We start from the raw sequence: 12,536 nt of genomic DNA on the forward strand, positions 1-12,536 counted from the left end.
CTTCCCCCGGACCGCCCGAAGGCGGCCTGCCTAGCTGCCCGGAAGTTCGAGATCGCTCTTGTTGAGCTCCTCGATGTTCACGTCCTTGAAGGTCAGCACCCGTACCTGCTTCACGAACCGGGCCGGCCGGTACATGTCCCAGACCCACGCGTCGGCCATCGAGACCTCGAAAAAGACCTCCCCCTGGACCGAGTGCACCTGCATCTCGTAGTCGTTGGTGAGGTAGAAACGACGTTCCGTCTCGATCACATACTTGAACAGCCCGACGACGTCGCGGTACTCGCGATAGAGCTTCAGCTCCATCTCGGTCTCGTACTTCTCGAGGTCCTCGGCACTCATGGCATGTTCCCCTTCAGCCTGCGTCCCCCTATTGTGCGCCAGGCCCCTGCGCCCCTAAACGATTTCCGGAGCCAGGTTCACGGGCGCACCCGGGGGACCGTCGTCGAGCAGCGTGCGGAGCAGCTCCGCGAGTCTGGTCGGGTACACCGTCTCACGGGCCGCCAGGAGTTCCCCGGAGGTCCACCACCTGGCCCCGGAGACGCTGCGCCGCTCCAGTTCGGTGAGGCCGCCCATCTCGGTCTGCGTCCGGACGGTACGGGCCAGGAAGTACCACTCGTCCTGCTCCCAGCGGCGCCCGTCGAAGGGGAACTCGCAGTAGCGGTGCCACAGCACCGGCCCCAGCTCCACCTCCGTGATCCCGGTCTCCTCCGCGAGCTCGCGGAGCGCGGCCTCCTCACGGGTCTCGGACCCTTCCAGGCCGCCGCCCGGGGTGAACCACCAGTCGTCCGCCGGATCGCCCGGCTCGAAGCCGTGGAGCAGCAGGATCCGGTCCTCGGGGTCCAGCAGCACCACGCGCGACACCTTGCGCGGCCCCTCGCCGCCCGTACCCGGGCCGGCCCCCTGCGGCTTCGCGTCAGCGGACACCGGCCCGCTCCTTCCTGCGCCCGCGCCCGAGGACCCGTACGAGGGGCCCGTACGCGGCTCCGAGCAGGACCAGGACGGCTCCGGCCGCCACGGCGGCCACCTGGAGGCGCAGCGGACCCGCCTTGGAGATCCCGCCGGGCAGGGCCTCGTAGGTCCGCGGCCGGTCCAGCATCGACATGGAGGGCCAGGCGAGGGCGTCGACGCGGGCGCTCACCGCCGACCGGGGCACCGTCCCCTGCCCGGCTTCCTGGAGGTGCGAACGGGAGTCCATCGAGGTGCCGCGCCGGTCGCCCAGGAGGAAGAGGCTGCCCTCGGGGACCGTCACCTCGAAGGGGATCCGGGAGGCGGAGCCGCCCGGCGCACCCACCACGTCGAGCTTCTCCTCCTCGATGTACGGCTCGTCCAGCTCCTTGCCGTTCAGGGTGAGCCGGCCGCCCTGGCCACAGCAGGTGACGGTGTCCCCGCCGATGCCGACGACGCGCTTGACCATGGGCGAATCGCTCCACTGCGCGTCCTTGAAGATGACCACGTCCCCGCGCCGCACTTCGCCGCCGTCGATGCGCTGGGCCAGCACCCGGTCCCCGGGCTTCACCGTCGGCACCATCGAGTCGGTCGGCACCGTGTACGGCTGGTACACGACGGCTCCCCACACGAAGCCGCCCAGGAAGAGCACGAAGCCGATGGCCACGGCGATTCCCGACAACATGTTGCCGAGACCGCCGCGGCCATCGCCGTCACCTGCTCGTATAGCTCGTGTTCCGCCCATTGCAGCGCCCCCACACTCGGAGATCGTCGACCTGGGCGGCACCCTACCTGCCAGTACGCCCCGAGGTCAGCTTCCGTCGGCGCCACAGTACGACCGGCACCGCGCCGGCGAACCCGAGAGCGGCCGGGCCGAGCCCGACCGGCGCCAGGCCGGAGGCCCCGAGACCGAGCGCGGTGGCCTTGGCCTGGTTGCCGATGCCCGGCTGGTCGAAGGTGTCCGGGACCGGCAGGGTGGACCAGCGGGTGAGCGGCCACGCGACCACCACGGCCCGCCCGACGACGTCCTTGACGGGCACGAAGCCCTGGGTGGAGTCCTGCTGGTGGTAGCGGGAGTCCTGGGAGTTCTGCCGGTGGTCGCCCATCACCCAGATCTTGCCCTTGGGCACCGTGAGCGGCCCGAAGGGGAAGTCGTCGCACGGAGTGTTGCCGGGGAAGATGTACGGCTCGTCGAGCGCCTTGCCGTTGACCATGACCGGGCCGCCCCGCTTGCACTCGACCGTGTCGCCACCGACCGCGATCGTGCGCTTGATCAGGTCCTTCTCCTCCGCGGAGGGCATGAGGCCGATCCAGCTGAGGGCCTTCTGCGCGATGTTCGGCTCGGGGGTGGCCTCCCCGCTCAGCCAGTTCGCGGGGTCGTGGAAGACCACGACCTCCCCGCGCTCGGGCTCCGAGCCGAACCACGGCGTCAGCTTGTCGACCAATACCCGGTCGCCCCGCTGGAGGGTGTTCTGCATGGAGTCGGACGGGATCGAGAACGCCTGCACCAGGAAGGTCTTGATCAGCAGAGCGAGCAGCAGGGCGATTCCGACCAGGAGCGGCAGCTCCTTCCAGAAAGAGCGGTGCGGGCGCGCCTCCGCGCCGTCCGTCTGACCGCCGTCGTGCTCGACGGCATCGTGCTCGACGGCGTCGTCCGGCTGCTCGCCGCCTTCGTCACGTCCGGACCGTGCGCCTACCGCCACATCCCCCACATCCACTCCTCATTCGGAAATCGACACCCGGCCGGATCAGGCACGGGCCCTCCCCTCCCTTAACGACCGGGAGTTCCCGAAGGCGCGGGAGACCGAGGACACACTATGCGAACGACGTGCTCCGACGGCGCCGACGGGGCGCGCGGCGTCCGGCGCGCGCCTGGTCCGGCACCATCCGGAAGGTGGCGGGCTGTTCGAGGCGGCGCCAGTGCCCGAACGGCCAGGCGATCACCACGGCCCGACCGACCACCTCCTTCTCGTCCACAGTGCCCTGGAAGGCCTCGTCGAGGTGGTAGCGGGAGTCGGCCGAGTTCGCCCGGTGGTCGCCCATGACGAACATCCGCCCCTCGGGTACGTGGACCTCGAAGCGGATCTCCGAGGGCGCGTTGCCCGGGTTGATGTAGGGCTCTTCGAGCGGGGATCCGTTGACGCTGACCCGGCCGCGGGCGTCGCAGCACTTCACGGTGTCCCCGCCGACTCCGATGACCCGCTTGATCAGGTCCTGTTCGTCGGCCGAGGGCAGCAGGCCGATGAAGGTGAGTGTCTGCTTGACCTGCTTGACGCCCACCGGGTCCGGTGCCGGACGGGCGTTCTCGCCGCCGAGCCAGCCGCCGGGGTCCTTGAACACGACGACGTCGCCGCGCTCCACCTTGGAGCCGAACCAGGGCGTCAGCTTGTCCACCAGGACCCGGTCGCCGATCCGGATCGTCTCCTCCATGGAGCCCGACGGGATGAAGAAGGCCTGCACCAGGAAGGTCTTGAGGATCAGGGCGATGCACAGCGCGACCACCACCAGCAGGGGCAGTTCCCCCACGCGGCGGGTACGGCGCCTGCGCCGGACCCGGCGGGCCAGCCGGCGCCGGTCGGCCCGGCCGCCGGGCTCGACGGCACCGGCACCGGACTCCTTAGCACCGACCGCGACCTTGGCCTCGGCAAGGGCTGGCTCGGGCTCGGCCCCGGCCTGCGGACCACTCTCCCGATCCGTGTCCCACTCGCCTCTCCGGCGCCCCCGGCTACCCACGGCCGCCGTCCGCGGAGGCCACGCCGCCCCAGCGCGAAACCGGCCAGCCGATCCCGTCGGCCCGCCCGATCACCTTCTCCACCGGCACCATCCCCCCGCCCGGTTCCCCCAGGTGGTCCCGGGAATCCCGGGACTGGGAACGATGATCGCCCATGACCCACAGGGTCCCAAGGGGCACGACGATCCGGAAGGGGACCTTCGAGCCCGTGTCTCCGGGGAACAGGTACGGCTCGTCCAGCGGCACCCCGTTGACCTTGATCCGGCCGTGCTCGTCGCAGGCCACGTCGTCGCCGCCGACGCCCACGACCCGCTTCACGAAGTCGGTGTCGGAAGGTTCCGCGAGCCCGAGCGCAGAGGCCGCACCGTGCAGGGCGTTCCCCAAGGGGTTCCCGGCCGGGCCCTCCGGCACGAAGGAGCCCGTGCCGTCGAAGACCACGACGTCCCCGCGCTTCGGCTGGTCGCCGAAGCGGTACGCCAGCTTGTTGACCAGCACCCGGTCCCCGACCTTGAGCGTCGGCTCCATCGAGCGGCTCGGGATGAGGAAGGGCTGGAGTACGAAATTGCTGAGCAGGAGCAGGAAGACCGTGCAGATCACGCCCAGTAGCCCGGCCCGCCGCCAGGTCAGCCACCCCGCGCCGGCAGCCTGACCGGACGCCGGGTCGGACGCCGGATCGGACGCTTGGCCAGCCGCTTGGCCAGCCGCCGCGTCGGAAGCCCGGTCGGAACCCGCTCCGGAAAACGCGAAACGCGACCGCCCCTCCCCCTCGCCGGGGGAAGAGTGGCCGCGCTGCGTGTGAGGTGCTTCGGTGTCCATCGGGGGCGAGCCTATCCGGCCGTCCCCTGAACACGGAGAGCAGATCAGCGGTCGCGCTTCTCCTTGATCTTCGCGGCCTTGCCGCGGAGCTCACGGAGGAAGTACAGCTTGGCGCGACGCACGTCACCGCGGGTGACGAGCTCGATCTTCTCGAAGATCGGGGAGTGGACCGGGAAGGTACGCTCCACGCCGACGCTGAAGGAGACCTTGCGGACGGTGAAGGTCTCGGAGACGCCAGAGCCCTGGCGACGGATGACGACACCCTTGAACTGCTGGATACGGGAGCGGTTGCCCTCGATCACGCGGACGTGCACGTTGATCGTGTCACCCGGGCGGAAGGCCGGGAGGTCCGAGCGGAGCGTGGCGGCGTTGACGCCATCGAGCAGGTGAGACATGTAATTCGTCTGCTTTCTTCGCATGACGCCACAGGCCGCCGATGCGGGGTTTCCGTAGAGAATTCGGGAGCTGCGGGACTCGGCGGACGACGGTCCCCCTGTGGCAGGGGCGTACGCGAGCACACAGCAGCCGCCTATTCTTCCACGCTCTCCGGCCTACGCCAAAATCGGCCGTCGGGGGAAGGCTTCCAGCCGAGGACGGACAGCAGCTCGCGGTCCTTCTTGTCGAAGGCGGAGGCCTCGCAGCGCTCGATCAGGTCCGGGCGGTTGCTCGCGGTCCGGCGGAAGGCCTCGTCGCGGCGCCACCGGGCGATCTTGCCGTGGTGCCCGCTGAGCAGGACCTCCGGGATGCCGCGGCCGCGCCACTCCGGGGGCTTGGTGTAGACGGGCCCTTCGAGCAGGTTCGCCATGTCCCCGGGCGCGAAGGAGTCGTCGCGGTGCGATTCGGCGTTGCCGAGGACCCCGGGCAGCAGCCGGGCCACGGCCTCGGTGACCACCAGGACGGCCGCCTCGCCGCCGGCCAGGACGTAGTCCCCGATGGAGACCTCGTAGACCGGCATGCGCGTGGCGTACTCGTCCATGACCCGGCGGTCGATGCCCTCGTACCGGGCCGGGGTGAAGATCAGCCAGGGGCGCTCGGAGAGCTCGACCGCGAGCTCCTGGGTGAACGGCCGGCCGCTGGGGGTGGGGACGACCATGACGGGCCCGTGTGCGCCCGCCTCGTAGCCGTCGGCCAGCGCCGTGTCCAGGGCCTCGCCCCACGGGTCGGTCTTCATGACCATGCCGGGGCCGCCGCCGTACGGGGTGTCGTCCACCGTGTTGTGCCGGTCGTACGTCCATTCCCGCAGGTCGTGGACGTGTACGTCGAGCTGTCCGCGGGCCCGCGCCTTGCCGACCAGGGAGACGTTGAGCGGCTCCAGGTACTCGGGGAAGATCGTGACGACGTCGAGACGCATCAGGCGCCTGCCCCGTCCTCGTCACGCGTGGAGTCGATGATCGCCTCGCGGTCGTCGATCAGCCCGGGCGGCGGGGTGATGACGCAGCGCTGCTCTTCGAGGTCGATCTCGGCGACGATCTCCTCGACGAAGGGGATCATCACCTCGGTGCCGTCCGGCCGCTCGACGATGAACAGGTCCTGCGAGGGCAGGTGCGAGATCTCGGTGATCCGGCCGACCTCGGTGCCGTCCTCCAGGACCACGTCGAGGTCCATCAGCTGGTGGTCGTAGTACTCGTCTTCCTCTTCCGGCAGCTCCGCCGGGTCCACCTCGGCGATGAGCAGGATGTTGCGCAGCGCCTCGGCGCCGGTGCGGTCCTTGACCCCCTCGAAGCGGAGCATCAGCCTCCCGCTGTGCACCCGGCCCGTCTCCACCGTCAGCGGTCCCGCCGACGCCGGCTCGGTCAGGAGCACGGCACCGGGCCCGAGCCGCAGCTCGGGCTCGTCGGTCCGCACCTCGACGGTGACCTCACCCTTGATCCCGTGGGCGCGGCCGATCCGCGCGACTACCAGCTGCACTGTGCATCTCTCCTGTTCAGACGACGACGGGCCGGGGCGGGCACGTATGCCCTCCCCGGCCCGTGCCGGTGTTTCACTCTTGCAATGGACGCGTTCTCAGCGAACCTGGTCCACGTCGACGAGGTCGACGCGGATCCCCCGGCCGCCGATGGCGCCCACGACCGTACGCAGAGCACGTGCGGTGCGGCCGTTGCGGCCGATCACCTTGCCGAGGTCGTCGGGGTGGACCCGAACCTCAAGCACCTGCCCACGACGCAGGTTGCGCGAGGCGACCTGCACTTCGTCGGGGTTGTCCACGATGCCCTTCACGAGGTGCTCAAGAGCCTCCTCGAGCATGATCAGGCCTCGGTCGACTCGGCGGTCTCGGCCTCAGCCTCGTCCGCCTTCTTGTCGGCCTTCTTGGCCTTCTGCGTGATGGCCTCGCCCTTGCCCTCGCCGATGCCCTCGAGGGCCTTGGCGAACTCGTCGAAGGAGCGACGCTTGCTCTCCTTCGTCACCGGCTGGAGCAGCGGCGCGGGGGCCGGAAGGCCCTTGTGCGCCTGCCAGTCACCGGTCAGCTTCAGGATGGCGAGCACAGCCTCGGTGGGCTGGGCGCCGACCGACAGCCAGTACTGCGCACGCTCGGCGTTGACCTCGATGCGCGACGGGTTGTACGTCGGGTGGTAGATACCGATCTCTTCGATCGCGCGACCGTCCCGACGGGTACGGGCGTCGGCGACGACGATGCGGTAGTGCGGCTGGCGAATCTTGCCGAGGCGCTTGAGCTTGATCTTGACTGCCACTGGAGTGGTGTCTCCTGAACTTGACGTGGTTGGGCACATGAGATGCCACGTGGGGTTGCGGTACTCGGGTGCCCGATGGACGCGTCAGCCGGAGGAGAGAGGGGTCCTATGCGACTGTCGAGTACAGCTAGCTATTGTGCCACACGCCCGAGGCGCCTCGCCCGCCCGGTCAGGAAGCGGCGGCCGACACCGCGACCTCGGGAATGCGGAAGGGCTTCATGCAGCCGCCGCACACGATCGGGGCCTGGGCCAGCACCGACGGGACCACCCGGACGTTGCGCCCGCAGTCGCAGACCGCCTTGACGCGGACACCGCCACCGGAGGAGCCGTGCCGGGCCGCCGGACCGCGGAAGCTGCGCTTGGTGTCGGCGGCCGTCGCGACCGTGTGGGCCTTCAGCGCGCGCTGGAGCCGCTCCATGGTGGGGCGGTAGCGCTTCTTCGCCTCGGGATTGAGCGTGACCAGCGAGAAGCCACTGCTCGCGTGTGGCTCGTCGGCGTGGTCCAGCCCCATCTCCTCGGCGATCGCGAGGAACCTGCGGTTGTGGTAGCGGCCGGCACGCGAGGTGTCACGCACGCCGCGGGCTGCGGCGATGCCGTGGACTGCCTCGTGCAGCAGTCGCTCGAAGGAGAGCTCGTGGCCACAGGCGGACGAGGACTCTCCGATCAGGGACTCGGGCGCGGCAAGGTCAGGCAGCTCGGGGTGGTACCGCTGAATATCGGCCCACGCCTGCGCCAGCTCTGCGGCGAGAACAGGGGGTGTCGTGCTCACGTCGTGACAACGAGCCGGGGTGCCCCGGTGTTCCGATTCCGGGCCATTCCAAATTTTTTGCACGTACCAGTCAGTTCAGTCTCATGCGTCCTGACGAGGACGGGTGCGCAGATCTCGTGAGGAGTCGGTACTTAACGACGACTACACCCCGGCGCGCGGCGGGAGCCGCGCGCCGGGGTGCAGGGGTCACCGGCGGACCGGCGCGACGGCTAGTACGAGCGCGCGACGATCGCGAGGGTACCGGGGGCGTCGTCCGCGTCCGGGACCGACCCGTCCTCGGCGATCAGGCAGCGCACCGAGACCGCCTGCTCGGCGAGCTTCGCCTCGCCCTCGGGGCCGAGGTCGGCCCACGGGATCCGCGCCCAGCCACCGGCGATGGCGGCCTCGGCGGCCTCCTCGATGGTGGCGACGTCGGAGGTACGCGCGATGCGGCGCTCGCGGGACTCGCGCAGCAGCTGCGCCTGGTCCTCCTCCAGCACCTTGGGCAGCAGGGCGGCGAGGTCGGAGATCTGCACGGCCTCCTTGCCGCCCGGGATCCGGCGGGCCAGCATCGCGGTGCCGGCCTCCAGGTCGCGGGGGCCGATCTCGACGCGGACCGGTACGCCCTTGAGCTCCCAGTCCACGGCGCGGCGGCCGAAGGGGGTGTCGACGCGGTCGTCGACGAACACCCGCAGGCCCGCGGCCTTGAGCTGGGCGCCCAGCTCGCGGACCTTCGCCACGGCCTCGTCGCCCTTGATCGCCATGACGACGACCTGGACGTGCGCGAGGCGCGGCGGGACCCGCAGGCCGTTGTCGTCGCCGTGCGACATGATCAGGCCGCCGACCATGCGGGTCGAAACGCCCCACGAGGTCTGCCAGACGAGCTCCTGCTTGCCTTCCTTCGACAGGTACTGCGTGTTGAAGGCCTTGGCGAAGTTGGTGCCGAGCTCGTGGCTCGTGCCCAGCTGCAGGGCCTTGCCGTCGCCCATCATGCCCTCGAGGGTGAGGGTGTTGATGGCGCCGGCGAAGCGCTCCTTGGCGGTCTTGCGGCCGAGCACGACGTCGATGCCGAGCACGTTGGTCATGAAGTCGCCGTACACGTCCTTGTGGATGCGGGCGGCGTAGTCGCGGGCGTCCTCGTACGACACGTGGGCGGTGTGGCCCTCCTGCCAGAGGAACTCACTCGTACGGAGGAACACGCGCGGGCGCATCTCCCAGCGGACCACGTTCGCCCACTGGTTGATCAGCAGGGGCAGGTCGCGGTAGCTCTGGACCCACTTGGAGAAGTAGTCGTTGATGATCGTCTCGGAGGTGGGACGGACCACGATCGGCTCGTCCAGCTCCTTGCCGCCGCCGTGGGTGACGACCGCGAGCTCGGGGGCGAAGCCCTCCACGTGCTCGGCTTCCTTCGTCAGGTACGACTGCGGGATGAACAGCGGGAAGTACGCGTTCTGGGCGCCCGCGTCCTTGATGCGCGCGTCCATCTCCTGCTGCATCCGCTCCCACAGCCCGTAGCCGTACGGTCGGATGACCATGGTGCCGCGTACCGGACCGTTGTCGGCCAGCTCGGCCTTGTTGATCAGATCCTGGTACCAGCGGGGAAAATCCTCCGCCTGGGGGGTGAGAACGGGTGCCTTTGCCATGGCGCGAATGGTACGGCGCCCGGGGCGGCGAGCGTGAATCGGGTGGCGCGCTCCTCTGGACGCGGGGGCGAATCGGGAGTTCTCTGGCAACGGGGGCATGGGGGCGAAACGGAATCAGGAGCGCTCTTTCGATGACACCGACGCCGACGGCGACGCTTGTCGCCCGGGACTGGGCGGAAATCCAGGAACGGATGCTGGTACCGCTGTACGAAGCGGTCTACGACCGGCTGGAGGTCGGGCCGGGCGACCGGCTGCTCGGCCTGGACTGCGGGGCCGGACTGGCCCTTCTGCTGGCCTCCGGACGGGGAGCCCTGGCCACGGGTGTGGAGCGGGATCCGGCCCGCCGGGCGCTGGCGCGCGAACGGATGCTGGAGGTGGTGGCGGCCCCGCCGGCGCCCGCGGTCCCGTACGACGTGCTGCTGGCCTTCTCCCCCGGCCCGGCGGCGCTGGCCGGGGCCCTGCCCGCGCTGCGGCGGCCGGGCGGGGCGGTGGTGCTGGCCGACTGGGGGCCCGCGGAGCGGTGCACGGTGCCCTCGGTCCTGGGCGGCGGGCCGGTCTCCCGGGACCTGGACGCGATGGTGGCGCGGGCCGGTCTGGTGCCGGACGGGTCGGGGCGGGTGTTCTGCCCCTTCGGCTACGCGGACGTGGACAGCGCGGTGCGCGGACTGCTGTCGACCGGGCTCTACGAGGCCGCGGCGGCTGACCCGGTGCAGGTCGAAAAGGAACTGGCGGAGGCGCTTCACCCGTACGAGCGGGGTGACGGGGCGGTCTGGCTGCCGAACATCTTCCGCTACGTGATCGCCCGTACGGCCTGACGCCGCCGACCGCGGGGCCGGCCGGCCCGGCCCCGCGCGGCGGCGCGCTACTTGTGCAGGCGGGGGATGCCCGCGGCGGCGTAGGCGGCGGCTTCGTCCAGGGTCTCGTTCGCCATCAGGGCCTGCGCGAGGGCGTCCAGCTTGTCGCGGTTCTCGCGCAGCAGCCGGCAGGCCTCCACGTAGCACTCGTCCGTGATCCGGCGCATCTCGTGGTCCACCGCGTCGAGGGTGGCGGGGGCCGCGGAGAGGCCGTACGGGCTCTGTCCGTCCGAGGGGATCGCGGTGAGGCGGCCGATGCGCTCGCTCATGCCCCAGCGGCCGACCATGCCCCGGACGATGCCGGTGACCTGTTCGAGGTCGTTCTCCGCGCCCGTGGTGATGACGTCGTAGACCACGTGCTCGGCGGCCATGCCCCCCAGCGCCCCGATGATGCGGCCGCGCAGGTACGGCTCCGTGTACGCGTACCGGTCCGCGTCCGGGGTGGAGAGGGTGACGCCGAGGGCCCGGCCGCGCGGGACGATGGTGATCTTGCGGACCGGGTCGGCTCCCGGCTGGAGCATGCCCAGCAGGGCGTGGCCGCTCTCGTGGTACGCCGTGCGCAGGCGCTCCTCGTCCGGCATGACGAGCGAGCGTTCCGCGCCGAGCTGGACCTTCTCCAGCGCGTCGGAGAGGTCCGACTGGGTGACTTGCGCCTGCTTGCGCTTCACGGCGAGGAGGGCGGCCTCGTTGGCGAGGTTGGCCAGTTCGGCTCCGGTCATGCCCGGCGTCGTACGGGCCACTTGCGCGAGGTCGACGCCGTCGGCGAGCGGGATGTCCCTGGTGTGGATGCGCAGGATGGCCTCCCGGCCGCCCTTGTCGGGCGGGGAGACGACGACGGTGCGGTCGAAGCGGCCCGGCCGGGTCAGCGCCGGGTCCAGGACGTCGGCCCGGTTGGTCGCGGCGAGGACGACCACGCCCTCGGAACCGGAGAAGCCGTCCATCTCGGTGAGGATCTGGTTCAGGGTCTGCTCGCGCTCGTCGTGGCCGCCCATGCCCGCGCCGCCGCCGCGCACCCGCCCGATGGTGTCGATCTCGTCGATGAAGACGATCGCGGGGGCCACCTTCCGCGCCTCGGAGAAGAGTTCCCGTACCCGGGACGCGCCCACGCCGACGATCATCTCGATGAACTCGGAGGCCGAGGCCGAGAAGAACGGCACGCCGGCCTCGCCCGCGAGCGCTCGCGCCAGCAGGGTCTTGCCGGTGCCGGGCGGTCCGGCGAGCAGTACGCCGCCGGGCATCCGGGCGCCCATCTTGCGGTACTCGTCCGGGTTCCTGAGGAAGTCCACGACGTCGTTGAGCTCGCCCTCGACCTCGTCGATGCCGGCCACGTCCTCGAACGTCGTGCGCTTGGCGCCCTCCAGCTCGACCGGCTTGGGCGGGGTCTTGCGCCCCAGCCCGCCCATGCCGCCGCCCATCGCCGAACCCATCCGGCGGGCGATGAACACCCACAGGAGGACGAGCAGCAGCATCGGGGCCAGGGAGAGCAGGAGGTTGGCGAGGAAGCTGCGCTGTTCGACGACCGGGGAGGCGGTGACGACCACGTTCTGCTTGGTGAGGTTGGTCCACAGGTCGTCGTCGGCGAAGGCCGGGCGCTGGGAGACGAATTTGGTGTAGTCGCCCTTTCCGCCGTCCGGCTTGGGCTGCTTGTCCTTCAGCTGGCCCTGGATGGCGTCGCCCTTGGAGTAGATCTTCGAGACGTTGCCGTTGGCGACCTGCTTGCTGAACTCGGTGTACGAGATGGTCGACTCGTCGCCCTCGTTGAAGAAGGAGAGCACCAGGTTGGTCAGCAGGTAGACGATCAGGGCGGTGAGGATCAGGCCGCGCCAGCCTCCGGGCATCCTCTTCTTCGGCGGCGGGGTGGGCGGTGCGCCTTCGGAGCGCCAGGGCGTATCGGCCCGGTCTCGGGGCGGTACGGGGGTGGGGCTGGGCACGTGGCCTCCTTCTGCCGTCCTCCCGGCCGACCATAAGCGACAAACCCACCCATTGCCCCCGCAGAAACGGGAGGGGGCCCCGCCCCCCGCCCCCCACTGCGGGGCCTAGACGCCGCGGGCCCGCGAGCGGCCGGAGCGCGGGCGGGGGGGGGGGGGATTGAGTTAATAAACTACTTAA

At 70.5% G+C, this 12,536-nt stretch carries 14 protein-coding genes and 1 pseudogene; 1 reads left to right on the top strand and 14 read right to left on the bottom strand.

Annotated elements, in window-relative coordinates; translation table 11 throughout:
* Nucleotides 1–30: 30 nt before the first annotated feature.
* From ACFXDJ_RS11595 to proS, 13 genes and pseudogenes are all read right to left on the bottom strand, one after another.
* Entirely contained in the window at nt 31–339 is a 309-nt protein-coding gene (locus tag ACFXDJ_RS11595) for a DUF2469 domain-containing protein (protein ID WP_005311352.1), read from the bottom strand.
* A 54-nt stretch (nt 340–393) separates the two neighbouring features.
* Nucleotides 394–924 carry an NUDIX hydrolase gene (locus ACFXDJ_RS11600; protein WP_384653589.1) on the bottom strand — a complete coding sequence of 177 codons (531 nt, stop codon included), beginning with the start codon at nt 922–924 and terminating at the stop codon, nt 394–396.
* Nucleotides 914–1,630, bottom strand: a complete 717-nt coding sequence (gene lepB / locus ACFXDJ_RS11605) for a signal peptidase I (protein ID WP_384653591.1) — start codon at nt 1,628–1,630, stop codon at nt 914–916. Before lepB (ACFXDJ_RS11605) ends, ACFXDJ_RS11600 begins: the two co-directional genes overlap by 11 nt.
* 103 nt (nt 1,631–1,733) lie before the next feature.
* Nucleotides 1,734–2,648, bottom strand: coding sequence for a signal peptidase I (gene lepB, locus ACFXDJ_RS11610; protein ID WP_384653593.1), 915 nt, complete (start codon nt 2,646–2,648; stop codon nt 1,734–1,736).
* Nucleotides 2,623–3,678 (bottom strand): annotated as a pseudogene (gene lepB / locus ACFXDJ_RS11615) (signal peptidase I); the annotation flags it as partial. The pseudogene lepB (ACFXDJ_RS11615) and the gene lepB (ACFXDJ_RS11610), both read right to left, overlap by 26 nt.
* Nucleotides 3,671–4,492, bottom strand: coding sequence for a signal peptidase I (lepB, locus tag ACFXDJ_RS11620; RefSeq protein WP_384653595.1), 822 nt, complete (start codon nt 4,490–4,492; stop codon nt 3,671–3,673). The gene lepB (ACFXDJ_RS11620) and the pseudogene lepB (ACFXDJ_RS11615), both read right to left, overlap by 8 nt.
* 44 nt (nt 4,493–4,536) lie before the next feature.
* The gene (gene rplS / locus ACFXDJ_RS11625; protein WP_384653597.1) at nt 4,537–4,887 is read right to left on the bottom strand and encodes a 50S ribosomal protein L19; all 351 of its coding nucleotides are present in this window, start codon (nt 4,885–4,887) and stop codon (nt 4,537–4,539) included.
* Between the two features lie 134 nt (nt 4,888–5,021).
* Nucleotides 5,022–5,843, bottom strand: a complete 822-nt coding sequence (trmD, locus tag ACFXDJ_RS11630) for a tRNA (guanosine(37)-N1)-methyltransferase TrmD (protein ID WP_384653599.1) — start codon at nt 5,841–5,843, stop codon at nt 5,022–5,024.
* Entirely contained in the window at nt 5,843–6,400 is a 558-nt protein-coding gene (gene rimM / locus ACFXDJ_RS11635; protein WP_384653601.1) for a ribosome maturation factor RimM, read from the bottom strand. The genes trmD and rimM overlap by 1 nt, the downstream gene beginning before the upstream one ends.
* A gap of 96 nt (nt 6,401–6,496) precedes the next feature.
* Nucleotides 6,497–6,736: an RNA-binding protein gene (locus ACFXDJ_RS11640; RefSeq protein WP_030011889.1), complete on the bottom strand. Its 240-nt coding sequence runs from the start codon at nt 6,734–6,736 to the stop codon at nt 6,497–6,499.
* A gap of 2 nt (nt 6,737–6,738) precedes the next feature.
* The gene (gene rpsP / locus ACFXDJ_RS11645; RefSeq protein ID WP_356658180.1) at nt 6,739–7,182 is read right to left on the bottom strand and encodes a 30S ribosomal protein S16; all 444 of its coding nucleotides are present in this window, start codon (nt 7,180–7,182) and stop codon (nt 6,739–6,741) included.
* A gap of 169 nt (nt 7,183–7,351) precedes the next feature.
* Nucleotides 7,352–7,951: a hypothetical protein gene (locus ACFXDJ_RS11650; protein ID WP_384653603.1), complete on the bottom strand. Its 600-nt coding sequence runs from the start codon at nt 7,949–7,951 to the stop codon at nt 7,352–7,354.
* Between the two features lie 209 nt (nt 7,952–8,160).
* Nucleotides 8,161–9,573: a proline--tRNA ligase gene (gene proS / locus ACFXDJ_RS11655; protein ID WP_384848914.1), complete on the bottom strand. Its 1,413-nt coding sequence runs from the start codon at nt 9,571–9,573 to the stop codon at nt 8,161–8,163.
* A 131-nt stretch (nt 9,574–9,704) separates the two neighbouring features.
* On the opposite strand from proS, the gene ACFXDJ_RS11660 reads away from it, so the two are divergent.
* Nucleotides 9,705–10,388 (top strand): methyltransferase type 11, encoded by a 684-nt coding sequence (locus ACFXDJ_RS11660; protein ID WP_384653607.1) that lies wholly within the window; start codon nt 9,705–9,707, stop codon nt 10,386–10,388.
* Nucleotides 10,389–10,435: 47 nt separating this feature from the next.
* On the opposite strand, the gene ftsH is transcribed toward ACFXDJ_RS11660, so the two are convergent.
* Nucleotides 10,436–12,265, bottom strand: coding sequence for an ATP-dependent zinc metalloprotease FtsH (gene ftsH / locus ACFXDJ_RS11665; RefSeq protein WP_384848952.1), 1,830 nt, complete (start codon nt 12,263–12,265; stop codon nt 10,436–10,438).
* Nucleotides 12,266–12,536: the final 271 nt, after the last annotated feature.

Source organism: Streptomyces sp. NPDC059443 (genome assembly GCF_042750105.1).
Lineage (GTDB): Bacteria > Actinomycetota > Actinomycetes > Streptomycetales > Streptomycetaceae > Streptomyces.